This is a genomic window from Peribacillus sp. B-H-3, assembly GCF_048572925.1.
GTDB lineage: Bacteria > Bacillota > Bacilli > Bacillales > DSM-1321 > Peribacillus.
Genome location: NZ_CP183879.1, coordinates 871,780 through 892,715 on the forward strand (window position 1 = coordinate 871,780; position 20,936 = coordinate 892,715).

Below are 20,936 nucleotides of genomic sequence, written 5' to 3' on the forward strand. Positions count from 1 at the left end.
GCACATACTCCTTGAAATTCTGCGTACCAGGAGAGAAATATCTTCCATCTACCTAGGCAATGGTTGGGAGGGTTGGATGGGGATTTAGGTGATTTTACTATAATCCGTCATTTTAAATTGGGGAGAATGGAAATGCTGAGGTCTGCCGCAATAAATGCTTTAAGATCGCTTCCCGGTACAATTGCTCAGCGGTGATCCGGAGAGAAATGGTGTTGGCTGGACTATGGATTCTTCGGCAGACAGAAAATCGGCAAGAAACACCTGGATGCCGTCCTTTTCATGACCTGTATAAGTCTAATCTCTCTTCAATGCCTTTCAAAACTTCTTCCGGCATTTCCCTCACTTTGACATCCCTGCCCAGGAAAAGCAGCCAGCTGGTGATTTCGGCCACTTCTTCGGAATTTTTCACATTAACAAAAGTCCTTAATAGAGCTGAGGTCTGGTAAGGGTCCGTATAAGATATTGAAATTTTAAAAGGATGGTATTTTTTAAACTGGGCAATCGCTTTTGGTCCAAGTTCAAGTACAAGGTTAATTGCTTCTGCCTGCTTGCTTAGTTTCTCCAGTATTTTTTTCTTGCTTCCTCTTTTTTTCACCGGGTAGAGTTTGACATCGGTGATGAGATCGACTGGAATGATTTTCTTTTTTTCTTCCTTTAAGTCAAAGCATTCAATCAGCCAAGTACTTTTTTCTCGGTAAAGGTGCAGGAGATAAACCGGATAGGACTTTATTTCCTTCTCTTCCTGGACGGTAATCAATAAATAACTGTCCTTAAGAAGGGTTTGGATAAGTGTTTCAAGCATGGGATGGGGAAGGTCTGACAGATCAAGCAGGTCGGGATTATGGGGATTGGTCCCTTCAAAAAGCAGGATCTGGTTCAAAAGAACAAGGTCATCCTGCTGGTTTTCTGAGATAAGTCCCAGTAATTTTTCAGCTAAGGACTGACGGCTTTTTAAATAGGGAAGCTGCTGGTTTCTGGTTGCCATAAAGGCAATAAAAAGAGCTTTCACCTCATGATTGGTAAAGCGGACATCGGGCAGGACGGAGTTATGCATGACAAAATAACCCCCATCCCTTCCAGCTTCAGCAACAAGCGGCATGCCCATGGCCTCGATTTCTCTGATATCTCTAATCGCTGTCGAACGGGAGATGTTAAATTCCCGCATGATTTCAGAAATGGTAAAGTGGGCGCGGTTGTTAATATACCGCATAATGATATTGATGCGCTCAACTTTTTTCATTGGCTCTCCTAAATGGTATCATTTTTTGACATGATTTAAGGATATGATATATCTATCAAGCGAAGAATACAAATAAAAAAATGTAGAAAAGAGGTCATAAAAATGGCAAATTATACGCTGGAAGAAAAAGAAGGCTTTACCGTAATCGGTCTTGGAACAGAGCTGAAGAGCAATTACACAGACTATGCAGGCATAAACAAGGAAAAGGCAGACTTTTGGCAGGCCGTCAGCCAGGATGGAAGGCTTGATACGCTAAAATCCATGGCCGCAAATGACTTAGTTTTTGCTGTAAACGAAGCGGTCAATAACAAAATGATGCATTACGCCGGCGTCATGACAGAAGGAACAGCACCCGACGAAGCGAGAGTGATTCAATTTCCTAAAGGAGAATACGTAGTGGTGAAAGGGGAAGGAAAGACGGCAGATGATCTGAATAACAAGCTGGCTGCGGTTGCCTTTGGGCAGGTCCTTCCAGAAGCAGCCAATGTGGCCTATGTCGGCGGGCCGAATACTACAGTTGAGATGGAGAAGCGCAACGGCATAATTGTTGGTGAAATGTGGATTCCTGTTGTCAGAAAATCATAAAAAGGAGGGGTGGAAATGTCCTGTATCGTTGATTTTAAAAATGTGTCTTTGGCTGGACTTGAATCCTCACCTGCAGCAGAAGCCCTTGCCGGTTTGCGCGCGAATGAAGCCCGTTACTTCATGAACAAATACAAACACGAATTTACCGTTGTACCAGCGAGCGAAAGCCAGGAGACACTTGATTATGTGAACATGATTTTAAAGGAAGAACGTGCCATAGAGTTTGCGGCCAAACCGTTGGAAACATCAAGGTTTCAAGTGGAAAATATCCGATTTGCCTACGTTTTTTATGAAGATGGTCTCTCAGTCAACGTTATGTATACGGTTGATAATCCTAAGAAGCGGGCAGTGGGCTTTAAGCTTTCTGAGGGGATGGAGATACCAAAGGAACTGGAAGGCAGGTTTAAGTTTGCCAGGCAAAAGTCCAAGCTAGCCGGAACTATCCGGGGCTCGTTTTTTGTAATTAAAGGAGAGTATTAAGGGATCGTTTGGTATACTTCTATTCTATAATCTATAAACTTGTTTATAAAGATAAAGAAATTCATTGCAGCCTGCACTCCGCGCTGAAGAAGCGGAGGGAACTGTTTATTCTAAAACGATAATGAACTTTAACAGTAAGATTCGTGTATAACAGAGTGAACTATACCCCGGATAGAGGCCACTGATAAAAAAGTGGTCCTAACCGGGGGTTTTGTGTTTCAATAGATTTAATAAATATGGGCAGAGGATTATCCTGAGTAAGAATATTTATAATGAATACCAAATTATGGAGATTAAATAAAATACCCCCGGTACAATACCGGAGCCGCTTATTAGCCGCATAGGCGCTTTTTAAACTGTCCGTAAACGGGGGGCACAATTTTTAGAATGCTAAGCACTTCCATTTTATTAACCAATTGAAAGAGTTATAATTGGAAGGTCGTAATTGCGGTGGGAGGAGAAACATCAATGAAATTATTTGCACTTGATATGGATGGGACTACTTTATCTTCTAAAAATGAAATTAGTCCTGAAAATATAGAAGCTATAAAAAAGGCACAAGGCCTCGGACATAAAGTGATGGTCTTGTCCGGCAGGGCGCCTGAGTCAATCAGCAGCCTTTTAGAAAAATATGAGTTAGATTTCCGATTGGCGGCAGTAATGGAACGGCTGTTTTTGCGGATGGTAAATTGTTAGAGTTAACTTCTTTAACGGATATCCATGATGAAAAAATTACCGAAGAAGTGGAGAGGGAATCTGTTCCTTTTAAAATTTATACGAATAAAGGAATTTATTTTCATAGTGAATGGACAGCCCGGTTAGATCAAGTTCTATCCTCGGGAGCTGTGCCGCCTGAGCATTTTGAAGATGAGAACTTTGGAAAAATGACTAGAATTCCAGTGGAATCTGAAGGAATGTTTAGTGACATTCAGTCCTTATTACAGGATGGGGAATTAAGCATTCAGAAGTTTTTTATTTTAGTATTGGATCCGGTTCAAAAAGAACGGTTATTAACTGCGATAAAATCTATTGAAGGCGTCTATGTCACCACTTCTTCTCCTTTTAATATCGAAGTTATGAATATCAACGGCAACAAGGGGAATGGCTTAAAAGTGATGGCAAAGTATTTCAATATACCATTAGAAGAAACGGTTGCTATCGGAGATCAGTACAATGACATTCCGATGTTAAAAGCTGCCGGATTTTCGATTGCGATGGGTAATGCACAGGAAGACATCAAAAGAGTGAGCGACTATATCACGTTAACCAATGATGAAAACGGGGTTGCCCATGCGATTGAGCTTGTATTAAATTCAATCACAGCAGCGGTCAGCAGCTAAACGGTTAATAAAAAAACACTAAAAGGTATCAGGGCAGCCCCTTGGTACCTTTTCTTTTTGGAAATCTGCAAGGAGGAGAAGCGCTCTTTTATATTGAAAGCTCTGTTAAACGACGCTGTTGATTTTCAGTAAAAGAAAAAGGAACCTATAAGTTCCCTCTAATATTCACTTATTCAACTAAAGCGCCCGTTTGTTTAAGTGTATTCGTTCACAAACTTAGTTTACATATGCATAATTAATTGGTTCATTCATTACAGGAATGCTGCCCCTTTACTTCCATAGAAACTCAACATAAAAAGGCATTAATCCTTCTTGAATCAACACCCATAGTTGAATAAAGACAATATGTTTAATTATTTTTCGGTCTTAAAGAAAGTGATTTATCAATAACTGCAGACAAGTCTAATGATGGATACTCAGTTTTTATTAATTCATAAACCTCTTGTATAATTTCCTCTAATTCACTCACACTTTCTTTAGGATGGGTTAACAATATAGATTTAAAACGATTAAAGGCATTGTTGGGAGCGATTATCATAGCTTCTAAAGAATGTTTCTGCCATTTAAAAGCTGGATGATGTACATATATTCGGTTTAGACCAAAAAGTATTCCCATCAAGTTTGTTTGTACAGAGACTATTACCTTATAAAGCATCAACCAATCTTCCCTTTTAAGTAAAGCTTCTCGGTTATTCCATCGATTACCTAAATAGATGTTATTATTTATCATTGCTACACTTAAGTCTTTGGGATAAACCTCAACTTTTTTCTTGAGATTACTTAATATTTCTTCTCCGTAAAGTGGAATACCATCATAAACTGTTGATATAAGGCATTGTTTATCTAAATCTGTATCAAATCCTAAGATTACATCATTAATTATATTTTGAATTGTTGAAGTCAAAAAATTACTTATTTCTAATTTAACACCGTCAGTAACATATGTTTCAGACCATTCCTCTTCCTCATAAGGATGAAAATCAATAATTTCCCCATTAACAGAGTTAATGGGGAAATTCCTATCTACATCCGTTGGGCCTTCTTTCCAAAATACAAACAACTCAATATCAGAATATTCATCATTCCAGTTGCGGGAAACAGAACCTCCGAGCAATACAGCTTCAACTTTTGGATTCTGCATATAAACTTTAGATAGATTTGACGCTAAAAGCTTCAAATTCAAAATCTCACTCCTATTAACTAATCTTGGCTTATATAATTCGATATTAAGGTTTGTTTCTCCTTTTATATAGAAAACCAATAGTGGCTTATTGAGCTAAACTGCCCTATTAGTGCAGTAACAAAAAATGGCTACCGTAACTGCACTCCTTGAATAAATAACGCGCATGTTAGTTGATTAATAAAAAACAACAATGTTCTTGGTTCTTACGCAAAATTGGTGGAAGCATTTATAACTGTTTTTCGGGTATAGAATAGTCATACTCTAAAGGTGGTGCGTAGTATGAATCTTTCGGGAATTGAAGAGCTATTTACATTTGATGAAAATGATCATTTCAAGTCTTTTATGGGGAATCATATTTTTCTCTTACTATAAGAATAAACCATGATGCCTTAACAAATTTATTTAATCGGGGCTTTTTCGAAACTCAAATGAGGAAATATGATGAGGAAATCAATTCTCCTGTAGGTCTTATAATATGTGATTTGTATGAATTAAAAATTGTTAATGATTTATATGGACATAAAGAAGGGGATCTTTTAATAAGGACATCAGCAGATATCTTAAAAGAATTTTCCAGGAGTGAGCAGATCATTGCTGCAAGGATAGGCGGAGATGAATTTGCCTTGCTAATAGCAGACAAATCCCTGGAAAATGTCGAAAGCTTGGCAAAGTCGCTACATAAGAGATTTAATAACTGCTTCATCGAATCGATAGCCAGAAATATTAAGATGGCTATTGGTTATGCCTACAGTAATGTTTCAATTAATAAAATGGATTCTCTTTTTATTGAGGCTGACAAGTTTATGTATCAAAATAAAAAACAGACAAAGATTCTAGGTGGCTGAAGGATAGGTAAACAAAATCGACTTTGCTTATCTTTCCTTTCGTACCTCAGATACCTCATTTACTGCACTGGCTATTAACAATTTAATGTTAATTCCTTGAACTCGGAAACCAATTCATCAAATTTGTCTTTCTCCTCTAGAAAGGGAAAGTGATTACTATTTTCGAAAATGTATAATGTTGAATTCTTTAAGTTTTCATTGATTTCTTCAGAAAAAACTAATGGACATTGGACATCATACTTTCCGCAAAAGACAATCGTTGGTGTTGTCACGTACGAGAGTTCACTTCGAATATCATAATTGGGAATATTTTGAATGAATAATAATCTAATCTTTTTTGCACAACTTTCCCGCTACTCGGTTTTGAGAAGTATTCATCCCATCTTTCAGGGCTATATAAGGACATACTTGTCCATTCTCTATTAGCTTTTCTTCTCTCTTCAATAGTTGAAGTTGGGGTTTTTAAAATTGAGAAAATCTCCTTTAACCTTTTATTTAATGGAGACCTAGGACAATAAATACTTTCTTCGTGTTCCATATATCGCATTGAAGATGATGCACCTCCAATTAATAACTTTGATAGAGACCTAGGACACATTAAAGCATAAACTAAACCTAACATTCCTCCAGTTGAATGTCCTGCAAAACTCCACTCTACATAATGTAGTGCATCTTTAATCGCTTCTAAATCTTTGACACTTTCACTCATACTTAGTTCGTGATTATTTGTAATTCTGTCAGAAAAGCCAGCTTCTTTTAAGTTTATTAGATACACTTTGAAATGCTTGACGAAAGTATCTGCAAAGTTGTTTCCTAATTGATTAAACTCACTATATAAATGGGTAATGCAAAGAGGTTCCCCGGTTCCTTGAGTGAAGAACTCAAATCTTCCCCTGGATGTTTTGACAAATTCCTGTTTCCACATTAATTAGCCACCATATTTCTTAAAGTATTTTTTGTATTTTGGACATTGCTGCTGCCTAAAACACTGCTGCTTCTCTTTCGTTTGACGATTCGTACATACACCAATATTTGACTCAGCCTTAAATATGCTTCCCGGTCAAATGTTAGCTGTTGATATGATTGCTATTGCTGATGCAACTTGCCAATAAAAAACCGCATTAAAAATCCATTGATCTGACTAACTCTTTTCTCTTTGGATTATGAAAATTCTACATTCTTTTCCATAATCCTTCCTTCAGTTAAACTTCTCCTTTAGTGAAATTGGCAAATAGAGTTGCCTCAGCAGACAATTTACATACGAGAGCAATTGTCTTTGAGAAAATAAAATTTTTAGTTGAGTTTTTTATTTAGAAGTAGTGATGTATACTTAAATTAGGAAATTGGATATATTTGGGAGGTAAGAGCGTGGCAGAAATATCAAAGAGTGGAGTTTTACTAAATACAAATTATAAAGACTCATTGATTATTGACAAATATAGTTCTGATTTTAAACGCTGGAGAGAGATGAAACTTGAGCAGCTAAAAAGTGAAAATAGTGAAGACGCTATTACATGGAACGTTTTTCGAAGTTTTGAGCAGATTGATCCAAAAAGCTGGTTAGCGCTATTATTTGAAAAATCCTTTCAAAAAGAAATCAAGTATAAACTTGAATTTATAGATATACATTTATGGAAAAGATTAAATCCTGCCATTAATCTTCCTTTACCAGAAGGTCAATCGGAAATTGATATTATTATAGAATCTGACGAATTTGTTTGGTTTATAGAAGCAAAATACAAGAGTGATATTAGCATGAAAACTACTCATGATTCTAAAAGAAATCAAGTAATTCGTAATATTGATGTTGGTTTAGATTATGCTAAGGGGAAAGACCTTTATTTTACATTACTAATATTAAATGATAAATATTCTCCTAATGGACTTTCAATTGCAAATGAATATATGAACTCCAATAATAAAATAATGATTGACCTTCCGCATCGTATACATGAACTATCCAAACTGAGAGGAATTAGTATTTTAACGTGGCTAGATATTCTTAACATATTTTCTAGTTTGGATAGCTCTACAATTGATGAATTTGAAAGAGTGGTAGCTAAACAAGCCAGAATATGGCTGGCAAACAAAATTAATTATTATCGAAAGTCTATTCCTAAAAATGGAGCAGTATTCGATGAAACAAGAACGTATCGGTTCTCTCTTACAAGAGTTTGGGAACCAGATAAAGAAAAGGTTGTTTTTATTTGCTTAAACCCAAGTACAGCTGATGAAAACATAGACGATCCTACATTAATAAGGTGTATAGATTTTGCTAAAAGATGGTCTAATGGAAAATATGGATGGCTAGAAATTGTTAATTTATTTGGATATAGAACTAAGGATTTTAATAATCTTAAAAATGCTATTGATCCAATTGGTTCAGATAACGACAATTTTATACTTAACGCAGTAAAGGATGCTGATTTAGTGGTTGCAGCTTGGGGAGAAAATGGTGCTTATCAAAAAAGAGCAGAGGAAGTTCTAAAATTACTTTCTAATAATAATATCCCTATTTATTGTCTGGATATTTTAAATGGAGGGCAACCAAAGCACCCATTATATGTGAAGGCTACTAATGAACCAAGCCTATATTTTTTAGATAGGTAAAGCTATTAAGAATCCCTTTATATTTTTATCAGAGTAAATGGGGTCACGTCTAGTAATTTATTAGGTGTTCTTTTAATTGAACCCATCAGCACTTTTATGTTGTTGCCTCATACACACTGTATACTGGGAAGCGGTAGCGAAAATTGTTTTAAAATCAGCAGAAGCCATTCGGTTTCTGCTTGTTTTTTGAAGAGTTTATCTCCTCTAGAAAAATGATTTAACTTTTTGAAACCTTTTTGAGTATAGATTCCACTAATTAGTAAAGGGGGTCAAAAAAGATGGAAAATGAAAGCCATCGGCTAGTTAAGAGAGCAATCAAAGGTAATAAGCGTGCCTTTGAAAAGTTATTTCAGCAACATTATGAAAGAATCTATCGTACTGCCTACCTTTATGTACATAACGAAGAAGATGCGTTGGATGTTGTCCAGGAGGCAGCTTATCAGGCCTTTACATCGATACATTTGTTAAAACAACCGGAGTATTTTACGACCTGGCTTACTAGGATTGTGATTCGATGTTCGGGAAAATTGCTAAAAGGAAAAAGTAAAGTTGTTCCGCTGAACGATGAAATATTATCCAACCTGCCCGAGCGAGCAAATTTTAACATTGAACAATCATTACAACTTCTAAATGCAATTCAACAGTTAAAAGAGAATTACCGTACGGTTATTATTCTATTTTACTACTACGATTACTCAATCAAAACGATTAGCAGTGTCCTGGAAATTCCGGAGAATACCATAAAAACTTACTTAAGCAGGGGGAAAGCGGAATTAAAAAAGTTCTATAAAAATGAGGAGGACATATACCATGGATAATAAGGAAATGAAAATTGCAATTGATCAAATACCAGTACCGAAAGATAAAGTATTTGATGCGATAAATAAAGGACTAAATAAAACCGATTATCGGGGAAAGGCGAGAAAGAAAGTTCTTGCTGTAACGATGGTGGCAGCTGCCCTTTTAGGGATCACCTTCACATCAGGATTTTTTAATCCTACATTGAATAGAGTATTGGCTAATACCCCCTTAATAGGAGGGATATTTCAGCAATTTAATGATGAAACCGGGGTAGAGTTAGCGAATCAGAATGCAGTCACACAATTAAATCAAGCAATTACAAGTAGTGGAGTAACTGTAAAACTGACAAGCGCCTACTTTGATGGAAATGTGGTATCAATTACTGGATTTGTAGATAAGGATGTTGAAAAGGGACATAACGAAAAAGGAGAAGTAAGCTTTGATGTGAACTTTGGACACAATGAAGGGGATAATGACCCTTGGCTAAATGGAAAGACCACTTCCATTAAGAAAGCGGATAATGGTTATAACTTTCAATGGAAATTGGAATATCCTTATAAAACACTTAAGGAGAATTCTACTCTACCTATAACGATTCATAATATTAATGGGATAAAAGGTGAATGGAATTTTGAAATCCCAATTCAACAAGAAAAAAATCATACCTTTGTTATAAATCAGGAGCAAGAGTACCCGGAAGATGAGGTCAAAGTCCGTATAAAAGAGATTCTTAGCGCAAAGGCATCTTCTACACTAATTTATGAGACAGTGCAGAAGTACAAGAGGGATGATATTCGTATTACTAAAGCAATTGATGAAAAAGGAAAGGTCTATAGGTTTGGGAACGGAACATCAATTAAGGAATCGAAAGAAGAAGATGGATACCATAGCACTACTCGGACAGAAATGAACAAGCTAAAGTCAGATATTAATTCGCTTACTTTTTATCTGCAAATAAATGTTGAAATTCCAAGGTAGAACACCTTTTGGACAAAAAAGATTTTATATTAAAAAGCAAGCGGCTCAATTTAGGACTTCAGGTTAATAATGTTACTCAAAGTGGAGAAAAGTTGGTAATAGATTATCAACTTAATGGGCTTCCTAAGAATTTGAGTAAAGGTGAGTTTGAAATAATAAAAAGTAATGCGGAATATGGTTTCTGGCTTATTGATAAAAAATATTTAGCGAAAATCGACCCAGAAAATCCATGGCCACCTAAAAATCACGGTATTCCTGTTAATAAAGTAAAATTAATTGATAATGAAACAGCACACTTCCAATCAACTTTTGAATTAAACGGTGAATATAAAATGAAAAATTTTAAAATGGAAAATACAATCTTGCAATTTGATTTTTCAAATTTCGTCCCTGCCAAGGAGCTAAACCCACTTACTGTTGAACTTCAGTAAACAATAGATATTTCACCAGCATCGCTTTAGTTTTGCAGAATACACTCACCGCACATGGAGTGTGCCCCGCAGATGAATTTAAAAGAAGAAGCAGGCTCCCGAATAGGGGACTACCTGCTTCTATTCAAATGTTGGAGCTAGAAGTTTAATACCGTTAATAAGCACTTCGATGTGCAAAAGGGTCCTAAAAAGAACTTCATCAAAATGCTAACTGGTGAAAAAATCCAGCATGAGTAAAAAAGAGTGGAATTCCTGATAACCGGAATTCCACTCTTTTAAATGAAGGTTTAAACTAATTAGTCATGGCTGTTAAACTTATATTCAAATTCAGGTGCTGTCTGTGCAAAGTAACCGCTTCTTACTTGTCCAGCCCAGTTTTGGAGGACTTCCTTCCATTGCACGCTATAGAAAAATTGATCAATGGATACCGTAGCAGAGAACCAAACCACTGGGGTGAATGGTGCAAGCTGCCCAATCCAAATTCCGTCTGCTCTTTCCTGCATAGGCCGTTCTATAACAAGAAGCAGGGGAAGTCCGCGCTGATAGGCCATGGATGGTTCAATTTGGAAGAGAGGTGAATAAGGTTCACTTTGTTTGTAGGACCATTTGGAATCAGGAGAGCGGCTGCCAGTCCATAACTTGAATTCACCATCGTACGGATATTTTCTAGTTGAGTATCGGGATACTGTTCAGTATTAGGTAACGTTCTGGGGAAAAGGAGGACCTTTTTGATTTCTTTAAACATCCGAATAATAAATTGTTGCTGCTGAATGGTAAAAGGGGGATCCGGGCCGCCTAGGCTAAAAAGGTTTTGATGGCTGAAAAAGACCGGAATTCTAAAGAAAGCTGTTGCTGCATCATTTAAATCTCGCATATCCCTCTGAGCCTGTTCCGTTTCTATGAATTTTCTTCTTCATCACACCAGCTGCTTCTCACTTTGTTGCTGTCTGCCCTGGTTAACCTTTAGCACGTTCATTTTTTTGTTGTATATGCAACAATTTTAAGGTACATTTAATGTGTGTTATATTTGTTGCATTTACAACATAATGGTCGCTAAGGAGATAATGATGAAAGAGATTCTTCGTGAAATTGGTATGATTGCCAGGGCATTAGATTCTATCAGTAATATAGAATTTAAAGAATTTGACCTCACTAAAGGACAGTATTTGTACCTGGTGAGGATTTGTGAAAACCCGGGAATCATTCAAGAAAAGTTAGCTGAGATGATAAAAGTAGATCGGACAACGGCAGCCCGGGCGATAAAAAAACTTGAGATGAATGGCTTTATTGAAAAGAAAGAAGATCAGCATAACAAGAAAATCAAAAAACTGTTTCCAACAGAAAAAGGGAAAAATGTTTTTCCTATTATTAAAAGAGAAAATAAATATTCCAATACGGCTGCATTGAAGGGGTTAACCCAAGAAGAGACAGAAACCATTGCCAATCTTCTTCAAAAAGTAAGGAAAAACGTAGAAAAAGATTGGGAATTCGTTAAAAAAGGAAACAAGAGAAATTATTGATTATGTAAAGGAGTGCCGATTTTAAGATGTCTATACATTTAAAAAAGTGTACGCTTAAAGATTTACACGAACTTCAAGAAATGAGCTGTGAAACATTTAAAGAGACATTCATGCATCAGAATTCACCTGAAAATATGAATTCCTACTTAGAAAAAGCATTTAATTTAAAACAATTAGAAAAGGAATTAGCCAATCTTTCTTCTCAATTCTTTTTTGTTTATTTTAATATGGAAGCCGCAGGATATCTAAAGGTCAATACCAACGATGCTCAGTCTGAAGAAATGGGCAAGGAATCACTTGAAATTGAAAGAATTTATATAAGAAATAATTTTCAAAAACAAGGGCTTGGTAAATTTCTGCTGAACAAAGCTATGGATATTGCGATGGAATGCGGCAAAAAGAAAATCTGGCTGGGTGTATGGGAAAAGAATATAAATGCGATTGCGTTTTATAAGAAATTAGGATTTGCCGAGAAGGGAACCCACTCTTTTTATATGGGGGATGAAGAACAAACGGACTTAATAATGGCGAAAACACTCAGCTAGCTTACGGCTGTTATGTATACCCGATAATGATTACTTTCGAAATATATAGTGAGTCAGAAGGCGGCACCGCACTTTGTGCCATCTTTGGCTAAAAAGTTTTTTATCGTTGCTTCTTGGAATTAGGGGTATAATTAGTAATACTTATATTACTAACAGGAGATTGGAACATTGAATAAACAAGATAGTAAGTATAGATGGATTGTTTTTGCTTCAGTATTATTGTCATACTTTTTAATCGTAAGCCAAAGGACAGCACCGGGGCTGATTTCTGATCAATTGATGAAGGAATTTAGTGTATCGGCATCAATGATTGGATTGTTTGCAAGCATTCAGTTTTTTGCCTATTCAGGGTTGCAGATTCCAATTGGGATTTTATCTGACCGTTTTGGTCCCAACTTTTTTCTTATAGGAGGGACACTGATGAATGGCCTGGGAACCCTGCTGTACAGTCTGGCTCCGGATGCACATGTGCTCCTGATTGCCAGAATGATGGCAGGAGTGGGTGACGCCGCCATTTGGATTAATTTGGTTCTTATATTAAGCCAATGGTTCAGGGCTCAGGAATTTGTCGGTTTGCTGGGCATGGCCGGCATCACAGGCAGCCTCGGATTTTTATTTGCGACCGTCCCGTTTTCAGTGTGGATTTCATCTGCGGGATGGAGACCGCCTTTTATGACAACAGGCATCATCCTGATTGTTTGTTCGCTTGTCCTTTATGTGGTCCTAGAAAAGAAACCAAAACAAATGAATTTTTTGTCTCCGGATAAAAAAGAGCATAAGCGGGAAAAAACCTTGTCGATTCTTCGCCGTGTCTTTTTCAGCAGGCAAGCCTGGAGCACGTTTTTCTGCCATTTTGGTGTTGTGGGAACTTATGTAGGATTCATCGGCTCCTGGGCTGTGCCGTACGGAATGCATGTTTATGGCATGACAAGATCCCACGCAAGCCAGCTTATTATGATTGGCCTTGTGGGAGCGATTGTCGGGTCAATTTTGACAAGCTGGATCTCTAAACGGATTGATACGGTGAAGCGTCCATATCTTATCATTTATATATTGGTTGTTTTAAGCTGGACGATGTTCTTAGTGATGGATGGGAAGCCTCCGTTTGTGATGCTCGTTATCCTATTCTTCATCATTGGCTACGGAAACGGGGCGAGTATGCTGACCTTTGTGGTCGTCCGCCAATCCTTTCCTATAACAGAGGTTGGGGTCATTTCTGGTTTGGCTAATACCGGCGGTTTCACCAGTGCCATTCTTTTGCCGGTCATTTTTGGCAAGGTATTGGACCATTATCATGCCAGTGCAGCGATAACAGGGTATCATTATGGCTTCATCATTCCCGTCGTCTTTTCGCTTTTTGGCTTATTAGGAGTCCTGCTTATAAACGAGGAGCAGATAGCAAAAAAGCCAAATAAACAGTTATCTTCATGATTTTCGGGCAGAGCAGCAGATACCATTGGGTCATTCAGCTCTGTTAAATGAATTAAAAACATCTGCATAAAGCTGCAGATGTTTTTTATATAGGAGGAATTCAATATGTTCACAATAGGAGTTACACAAAAACTGCAAAAAGAATTAATGCTCGACCTCTCAAGCTATGAAGAGAAAGCACAGGGCACTGCTGAAATATGGCATATGAATTTATTCAAAATTGGCAGATACAAAGGCATTGCCCTCGCCCATGATAAAACTTTATATAGTTTAGTGAAAATAGGGCTTAAAAAGAAAGACTTTATGAATATTGGAGAAATCATAAGAAACGGTCTCGAAGAAAATATGAAGGTTGATGGCTTTGAAAAAGAAGCCATAAACAGCTTCATGCAAAAGGGAGGAGAAATGGAATTTACTAAAACCCATGACAGAAGCACGATAGGCTGCCTCAATGAGATTATTTACAATGTTGAGCATTTTTTTCAAACCGGGCAAATATTATTGAACTTTAGCTCAGAAGAAATGAATCATTTTAATAATAGGTTTATTTTTATGAAGCTAAAGGGATATCCGTTTGATAAGATGAAGGAGTATTTAAATCGAGGCTGATAATTAGAAAAAAATAAGAGGAAAAAGGAGAAAAAATGAAGGAATTACAAGCATTTGCAAAACAGTTCCAGAAAGAGATGGGCTGGGAAATAAATGAGGAAAGTTATGAGAAAAGCAGAGCTTCACTTTTAAATAATTTTATGCTGCTGACCACCGAGGTTGCCGAGGTTGCAGAAGAACTGAGAAAGGCATTTAATCACACAAATGAAAGCATCCATGATGGAATGGATGAAGAAACGGCGTTTACATTAGCAAGAGAAAGCATTAAAGCAGATTTGGGCAAAGAGCTAGCCGATTGCATGGCATATATTATGAAATTATCTAATTACTTTGAAATAGATTTAGAAACAAGCTTTTACTCCAAAATGGAGGAAGTAAAGACCAGAAAAAACAAGGATATCAGGCTGCAAACTAGTGAGTGATTATCGGGATGCGGATAAAAAGGAAATGAGTCTGCAAAGAAGAAATGTGAAAATAAGTACCAGTGAAACGAGCAGTCTAGAGTGATTATTGCTATTATTTCCGTTTTGTTTTCTGTAAAATGAATGGTAATGACCCTTACATTTTAAAGGGGTCCATAAACCAGAAAGAGGGGATAATTATGGCTTTATCTTTATCTAAAGGGCAAAAGATTGATTTGACGAAAACAAATCCCGGGCTTACCCGAGTAGTGGTCGGACTTGGCTGGGATACAAACAGATATGACGGCGGCAATGATTTTGACTTGGACGCAAGTGTATTCCTTTTAAATGCAAATGGAAAATGCGCTTCAGAAGCAGACTTTGTTTTTTATAACCAGCTTGAGGGCGGAAATGGTTCTGTAGTACATACAGGAGATAATCGCACAGGTGAAGGTGAAGGCGACGACGAGCAGATTAAGGTGAACCTTGCAAATGTTCCGGCAAATGTGGAGAAGGTTTCTTTCGTTATCACGATTCATGATGCAGAAGCACGCAGCCAAAACTTCGGGCAAGTTTCCAATGCCTTCTGCCGCATTGTGAACGAAGATACTAATGAAGAAATCATCCGCTATGACCTTGGTGAAGACTTCTCGATTGAAACAGCCATCATCGTTGGAGAGCTGTACCGCCATAACGGGGAATGGAAGTTTTCTGCAGTCGGTTCCGGCTATCAGGGCGGATTGGGGCGTATTGCTACAGACTTTGGCCTGCAGGTTTGATTATTTAGAGCAGTTTGGCGCATGAATTCGTTCATGCGCTTTTTTTATGCCCTAATTAACTATTTCATATATACTCGGGATATGTTACAATTTTTTTAATAACGACCGAGAGGATGATGGGTGGCCGATGGATAACTAACCTATTTTTTATCATTTGAAATTGCATATTTCAAATCATATAACATAGGATTAGTCTGCCCATTTTCTTTTAACTGTAAAGCTATTTGTAATAGCTTATTCGAGTATGCAAAACGCGGCTAATCCTTCCAAAATATTGGGAGGATTTTTTTGTTCTCCCTTAAACGAGGGATTGATTGTATGAAAGAACTTATGAAGTTACAAAATATACGCTTTGAAATCAAGGATCATATTGTTTTTGAAGATGTGAGTGCAAGTGTGCAGCAAGGAGAAATCATCGGTGTCATCGGCAATAATGGTGCCGGGAAATCAAGCCTGCTTGAAATCATCAGCAATAAAAGGATTCCGGCGGAGGGTCACATACTATGGCTGCAGCGGGATTTAAAGGTTGTGATGGTTGAACAGGAAACTGAGTCGCATTCTGCTGAAGAAATGAACTTCGCGGAGACCAAATTACTGGAGAAGTGGCATGTGCCAGTCCATGATTACCGGACATTAAGCGGGGGAGAGAAACTGAAGGCACGGCTTGCAGCTGGCTTTTCAATGGAAGCAGACCTCTTGCTGCTGGATGAACCAACAAACCATCTTGACGAGCAAAGCTTAGAATTGCTTCACACACAAATTAAAAATTTTAAAGGCACCATAATTCTCGTTTCGCACGATCGTTATTTCCTGGATGCTGCGGCAACAAAGATATGGTCGATCGAAGGCAAAAAACTCATTGAACACAAAGGGAATTATTCCAGTTATATGGAGTTGCGCAAACAAAAAAGGCTCACCCAGCAGCGGGAATATGAAAAACAGCAAAAGATGATGGAAAATATTCAGGCTCAAATGAATGAGCTTAATTCCTGGTCGCAAAAAGCCCATTCACAATCCACGAAACAAGAAGGTTATAAAGAGCACTATCGTGTTAAAGCGAAACGGATGGATGCACAAGTGAAGTCAAAACAAAAGCGTCTTGAAAAAGAACTTGAGAAGACAAAAGCAGAGAAGCTCGTGCCGGAACATGATGTGCGATTCTCTATGAAAGCAAATAACAAGACCGGCAAGCGGTTTTTGGAGTTGAAGAATGTAACCAAATCCTTTCACGGGCGAATACTGTTCCAAAATGTCAATTTCACGATTCAGCATGGCGAGAAGGTTTCCATATTAGGGCCAAATGGCAGCGGAAAGACGACCTTATTGAAAGTGATTGCAGGACAGGAAAATGCTCAGGGTGAGGTATGGGTGTCGCCATCCGCAAAAATTGGCTATTTAACGCAAGAAGTTTTTGATTTGCCGCTCGAACAAACTCCCGAGATGCTATTTTTTAAAGAAACCTTCCAGGAGAGGGGGAAAGTCCAGACGTTAATGAAGAACTTAGGATTTCTGGCATCTCATTGGACAGAACCAATCGGAAATATGAGCATGGGTGAGCGCGTTAAGTGCAAGCTAATGGAATATATATTAGAAGAAAAAGATGTGCTTATGTTAGATGAGCCGACGAATCATCTGGATTTAGCTTCAAGGGAGCAACTTGAAAATACATTGTCAGAGTATAATGGAACGTTAATCGTCGTGTCGCATGATCGGTATTTTCTCGAAAAAACGACAACAAGCAAACTCGTTATTTCTAATAATCGCATTCAAAAGCAATGGAATGGAGAGGACGGGAAAAGGGATGATCAGGAAGAATGCAGGTTAAGGCTTGAAACAGAAAGGCAAGAAGTATTAGGGAAGCTGAGCTTTCTCACTCCAAAAGACAAAGAGTATCAAAAGCTGGATTTGAAATTTATAGAGCTTACAAAACAAATCCAGCAGCTATTGAAGAAATAAATGAATCTTACAAAAAGAGGATATTAGGATTTTGAGGCGAAATATGTGGAATAAAGGGGGCGGATTTGTATGAACAGTAAATGGGGGAAAGAGGATGAGAAGTTATAAGGGAAAGGAGTTTTTCTATTGAATCAAGCTTTGCTGGTCATTGATGTTCAACAAGAGCTGGTGGATGGAAATAATGAAAATAAAAGTGTTTACAATAAAGAAACATTGCTTAATCACATTAATTTAGTGATTGATAAGGCACTTGAATCAAATGCATTAGTTGTCTTTGTAAGGGACACAGATGTGGCTGGCGGTGAAGGGCCGGGTTTTCAGATACACCCTGAAATCAAGGTGCCTGCCACTTCCAAAATATTTAATAAAGCAGCAACCAATTCGTTTTACGGTACGACGTTACTGAGTTATTTAAAGGAAAATGGAATTGGGCATCTTGTTATCATGGGATGTGCAACTGAATATTGCATTGACACTGCGGTCAGAACGGCAACAGTGAACCATTTTGATGTGACTCTTGTCGGGGATGGACATTCAACCACAGATTCTTCAATTTTGTCTGCTGAACAGATTATAAGCCACCATAATAAAATTCTTCATGGCCATTATAATGTTGACAACTTTTCCGTGGTTCGTGCTGCTGAAGAAGATTTATTCCAGCCAACCCATGACAGCTACCGCAGCTGATATATCGCTAAGAGTTACAGCTGAATAATAGAAAGAGCATGCCCCGTTCTGAAAATCAGAACGGGGCATGTGCATAATGAGGCTCGTTTTTTTATGCTGGATATTTCAACATGCGAATGAAATCACTTGCGATCTGCCATTATCCTTCTTGAACTCTCCATAAACAAAGGTTAAGTCGAAAAGTTCATTATACCCAGTGGCCAGCAGAATACGTCCCGGCTGGCTTTTTAGCCCAATTCGCTCGAATAGACTTCATTTTGGCTCGATTGGTAGAAGATTTGGCGCTAATCGAAGAGTATTTCGCTCGAATGAAAGGTTATTCGGATTAATTATCCAATTAAATGGAAATTAGCAGGCCTCAAACTAAAGCCAGCTGAAACTTCAATTTACTGTAATCGCCTGTTTGTGAGTTACTGATGAATGGGAGAAAATGGTTTAATATAATCCTGCCTGTTTGAATTCTCATGAACTTAAGCAAATGCAGGCATAGATTAAAATTTTATATTATAGTATGTGCCAACTTGGTAAAATTGGGCTGTTTTCGCATAGATTGTTGTTTTTTACCGATATTAATAGGACCTTGTTATAATTGTGTGCTAGAAGGCGGTAAAAATGTGGGAGAGTGTATTTCAAGGATTCTCGGAATTATCTAAATCAGAACAATTTAAGTTATATAATGCGATTAATTTTCTATTGTTTCCGGCAAATCAAGGTGACGTAGCAAAGATAATTAAAGATATTCGTGAAAGTAGATTTTACGAAGGCCTTGCTTACATTGTGGTAGTGTCTCAGTTAAAAAGAACGGAAAATATCGAGGAAGGCAACGGTACCTCTGTAAAGATTGCGGAAAAACGTTCAATGATAAGACTAACACTCCCCTATCGGGCACCCATTATCCAAGTAAATGGATGGAATACTTTAAGATGATGGTTGAGGGCTATACGTTACCTAAAATCACTGATGTATTAAAAATTCATATCTCAACTGCTTTTTACTGGCGGCATAAAATCCTTAATGCTCTTAGGTCATTAGGCCACAGTACATTAAAAGGAATTATCGAGAGTGATGAAACTTACTTTTTGGAAAGTAACAAAGGCAAAAAAGATATCTCCCACCGGAAAGCCCGTAAACGAGGTGGATCAGCTACAAAAAGGGGCATTTCTAATGAACAAATATACGTGCTCGCAGCCCAGGACCGAAATGGACAAGTAATTTCAGAAATGGCCGGCACAGGAAGAATTAAAAGTACTGAAATTGACCGTGTATTGGGTCAATTTATAGATAATAACGCTTTGTTATGTTCGGATAAAGCAACTAATTATAAGAAGTTTGCAGCAGAAAAAGGGCTAAAGCACGAAATAGTAAATATACGGAAGGGAATTTACGTCAGGAAGTCAATTTACCATATCCAACACGTCAACGCCTATCACACTCAACTCAAGAAATTCATGCAAAGGTTTTAGGTGTGGCCACCAAGTACTTGGATAACTATCTTTTCTGGTTCAAATATATTAACCAAACAAAAACTATCGCAAAATCTGTACGGGTAAAACAACTACTCTTAGGTTCTTGCCGGAATTCAAAACATTCTACAGTGGAGATGTTAAGATCAGCGTAAAAAAATCCGTTTTGAATGGTTTCTTTGGTTTGTTAAAATTTGAAATAAAGCCGGCAAACTATATAAGAGGTTATGTTAAGATTAGAATAATGGAAATAATCTTATTTAACTAGCGGGGCAGGATAGTGGAACAATGCTCTAAGAAATCGATAAGTTAAAATGAGGGAGGTGAAAATCTATGATAATTTGGTTTCGACGCTTACCACAAAAAAATTTGGATTTTTCAGAATGGACTCCTTTCATACGGAATAATTGGTATCGAAAACATTATATGAAGTTTGTATATATACTTCAGATAATTATTCTTCTGATACCCAATTTTTTTAGGACGGGATTCACTCATATTAATAGTTTTTCACTCATCATAATAGGTATTCTTGTCTTCATCATTCACGAATTTTTACATATAATTGTTATATACAAAAAAAGTGATATTAGTTTAACATTTAGCGGTATATTTTTTTGGCTAAATACAAATGAAACCCTCTCAAAATCGAGATTCTGGGTTTTTATGAGTTTGCCCTTTATTGTATTATCTGTTGTTCCTGCTGTTATGTCCCTCTATGCATCAGGTAATATCAGAATAATCCTGTTATTTGTATGTTGGTTAAATTCATTAATTTCCTCCTCAGATATCTACAACTCATTTTTAATAGCTATAAAACCAAAGAACACAGTTTATTGCAGAGGGTATTGCAAAGTAAATAATTTATAAATAATTTCTATATCAGACTTAACTATAGTTTGAGCATAGTAAAAACCTTAATCGTTCTTCAACTAACTGGTGCTTGTACGGCCGAGCCTAGGTCGTATCATATAGCGGGTGGGATTCCCGTCGAGAAAGAACTAGCCATTCACTCGTAGCGAGTCTTGGAGGGCTACTGGCAACATTAGCCT

At 37.4% G+C, this 20,936-nt stretch carries 21 protein-coding genes and 2 pseudogenes; 18 read left to right on the top strand and 5 right to left on the bottom strand.

The genetic code is table 11. The features are described 5' to 3' along the window. Positions 1–277 precede the first annotated feature (277 nt). Positions 278–1,240, bottom strand: a complete 963-nt coding sequence (locus tag ACN6MY_RS04295; RefSeq protein WP_419882884.1) for a helix-turn-helix transcriptional regulator — start codon at positions 1,238–1,240, stop codon at positions 278–280. Between the two features lie 102 nt (positions 1,241–1,342). Between ACN6MY_RS04295 and ACN6MY_RS04300 the strand changes: the two genes are divergently transcribed. The 3 genes and pseudogenes from ACN6MY_RS04300 (at position 1,343) to ACN6MY_RS04310 (ending at position 3,645) form a co-directional block, all read left to right on the top strand. Further along, positions 1,343–1,825 (top strand): GyrI-like domain-containing protein, encoded by a 483-nt coding sequence (locus ACN6MY_RS04300; RefSeq protein WP_419882885.1) that lies wholly within the window; start codon positions 1,343–1,345, stop codon positions 1,823–1,825. A gap of 15 nt (positions 1,826–1,840) precedes the next feature. Further along, entirely contained in the window at positions 1,841–2,305 is a 465-nt protein-coding gene (locus ACN6MY_RS04305; RefSeq protein WP_071351839.1) for a phage tail protein, read from the top strand. Positions 2,306–2,794: 489 nt separating this feature from the next. Further along, positions 2,795–3,645: pseudogene (locus tag ACN6MY_RS04310) on the top strand (Cof-type HAD-IIB family hydrolase). A 349-nt stretch (positions 3,646–3,994) separates the two neighbouring features. Here the strand turns inward: ACN6MY_RS04310 and ACN6MY_RS04315 are convergent. Next, positions 3,995–4,828, bottom strand: coding sequence for a DUF4037 domain-containing protein (locus ACN6MY_RS04315; protein ID WP_419882886.1), 834 nt, complete (start codon positions 4,826–4,828; stop codon positions 3,995–3,997). 428 nt (positions 4,829–5,256) lie between these two features. On the opposite strand from ACN6MY_RS04315, the gene ACN6MY_RS04320 reads away from it, so the two are divergent. Next, positions 5,257–5,673: a GGDEF domain-containing protein gene (locus ACN6MY_RS04320; RefSeq protein ID WP_419882887.1), complete on the top strand. Its 417-nt coding sequence runs from the start codon at positions 5,257–5,259 to the stop codon at positions 5,671–5,673. A gap of 268 nt (positions 5,674–5,941) precedes the next feature. Here the strand turns inward: ACN6MY_RS04320 and ACN6MY_RS04325 are convergent, their stop codons facing one another. After that, a complete protein-coding gene (locus tag ACN6MY_RS04325) occupies positions 5,942–6,598 on the bottom strand; it encodes an alpha/beta fold hydrolase (protein WP_419882888.1) in 657 nt (218 codons plus the stop codon). A gap of 443 nt (positions 6,599–7,041) precedes the next feature. On the opposite strand from ACN6MY_RS04325, the gene ACN6MY_RS04330 reads away from it, so the two are divergent. The 4 genes from ACN6MY_RS04330 (at position 7,042) to ACN6MY_RS04345 (ending at position 10,493) form a co-directional block, all read left to right on the top strand. After that, positions 7,042–8,283: a DUF1643 domain-containing protein gene (locus tag ACN6MY_RS04330; protein ID WP_419882889.1), complete on the top strand. Its 1,242-nt coding sequence runs from the start codon at positions 7,042–7,044 to the stop codon at positions 8,281–8,283. A gap of 278 nt (positions 8,284–8,561) precedes the next feature. Continuing rightward, positions 8,562–9,101, top strand: coding sequence for a sigma-70 family RNA polymerase sigma factor (locus ACN6MY_RS04335; RefSeq protein ID WP_419882890.1), 540 nt, complete (start codon positions 8,562–8,564; stop codon positions 9,099–9,101). Beyond that, entirely contained in the window at positions 9,094–10,062 is a 969-nt protein-coding gene (locus ACN6MY_RS04340) for a DUF4179 domain-containing protein (RefSeq protein WP_419882891.1), read from the top strand. The genes ACN6MY_RS04335 and ACN6MY_RS04340 overlap by 8 nt, the downstream gene beginning before the upstream one ends. Before the next feature lie 8 nt (positions 10,063–10,070). Continuing rightward, the gene (locus ACN6MY_RS04345; RefSeq protein ID WP_419882892.1) at positions 10,071–10,493 is read left to right on the top strand and encodes a hypothetical protein; all 423 of its coding nucleotides are present in this window, start codon (positions 10,071–10,073) and stop codon (positions 10,491–10,493) included. A gap of 296 nt (positions 10,494–10,789) precedes the next feature. Here ACN6MY_RS04345 and ACN6MY_RS04350 read toward each other — a convergent pair whose 3' ends face one another. Continuing rightward, positions 10,790–10,996 carry a hypothetical protein gene (locus ACN6MY_RS04350; RefSeq protein ID WP_419882893.1) on the bottom strand — a complete coding sequence of 69 codons (207 nt, stop codon included), beginning with the start codon at positions 10,994–10,996 and terminating at the stop codon, positions 10,790–10,792. Between the two features lie 8 nt (positions 10,997–11,004). Further along, the gene (locus ACN6MY_RS04355) at positions 11,005–11,367 is read right to left on the bottom strand and encodes a hypothetical protein (protein WP_419882894.1); all 363 of its coding nucleotides are present in this window, start codon (positions 11,365–11,367) and stop codon (positions 11,005–11,007) included. A 193-nt stretch (positions 11,368–11,560) separates the two neighbouring features. Here ACN6MY_RS04355 and ACN6MY_RS04360 point away from each other — a divergent pair, with 193 nt between their 5' ends. From ACN6MY_RS04360 to ACN6MY_RS04405, 10 genes and pseudogenes are all read left to right on the top strand, one after another. After that, positions 11,561–12,013 (top strand): MarR family winged helix-turn-helix transcriptional regulator, encoded by a 453-nt coding sequence (locus ACN6MY_RS04360; protein ID WP_419884069.1) that lies wholly within the window; start codon positions 11,561–11,563, stop codon positions 12,011–12,013. Between the two features lie 26 nt (positions 12,014–12,039). Continuing rightward, positions 12,040–12,558 (top strand): GNAT family N-acetyltransferase, encoded by a 519-nt coding sequence (locus ACN6MY_RS04365; protein WP_419882895.1) that lies wholly within the window; start codon positions 12,040–12,042, stop codon positions 12,556–12,558. A 168-nt stretch (positions 12,559–12,726) separates the two neighbouring features. Then, entirely contained in the window at positions 12,727–13,989 is a 1,263-nt protein-coding gene (locus ACN6MY_RS04370; RefSeq protein WP_419882896.1) for an MFS transporter, read from the top strand. Between the two features lie 105 nt (positions 13,990–14,094). Beyond that, positions 14,095–14,598, top strand: a complete 504-nt coding sequence (locus tag ACN6MY_RS04375) for a DUF6933 domain-containing protein (protein ID WP_419882897.1) — start codon at positions 14,095–14,097, stop codon at positions 14,596–14,598. Between the two features lie 35 nt (positions 14,599–14,633). After that, a complete protein-coding gene (locus tag ACN6MY_RS04380) occupies positions 14,634–15,020 on the top strand; it encodes a MazG nucleotide pyrophosphohydrolase domain-containing protein (protein WP_419882898.1) in 387 nt (128 codons plus the stop codon). Positions 15,021–15,199: 179 nt separating this feature from the next. After that, positions 15,200–15,778, top strand: coding sequence for a TerD family protein (locus tag ACN6MY_RS04385; protein ID WP_419882899.1), 579 nt, complete (start codon positions 15,200–15,202; stop codon positions 15,776–15,778). A 318-nt stretch (positions 15,779–16,096) separates the two neighbouring features. Beyond that, on the top strand, positions 16,097–17,734 hold the full coding sequence (gene abc-f, locus ACN6MY_RS04390) for a ribosomal protection-like ABC-F family protein (protein ID WP_419882900.1): 1,638 nt from the start codon (positions 16,097–16,099) through the stop codon (positions 17,732–17,734). Positions 17,735–17,860: 126 nt separating this feature from the next. After that, positions 17,861–18,421 (top strand): cysteine hydrolase family protein, encoded by a 561-nt coding sequence (locus ACN6MY_RS04395; protein ID WP_419882901.1) that lies wholly within the window; start codon positions 17,861–17,863, stop codon positions 18,419–18,421. 612 nt (positions 18,422–19,033) lie between these two features. Beyond that, positions 19,034–20,039 (top strand): annotated as a pseudogene (locus ACN6MY_RS04400) (IS1595 family transposase). 178 nt (positions 20,040–20,217) lie between these two features. Then, positions 20,218–20,754 carry a DUF3267 domain-containing protein gene (locus ACN6MY_RS04405; RefSeq protein WP_419882902.1) on the top strand — a complete coding sequence of 179 codons (537 nt, stop codon included), beginning with the start codon at positions 20,218–20,220 and terminating at the stop codon, positions 20,752–20,754. Positions 20,755–20,936 lie beyond the last annotated feature (182 nt).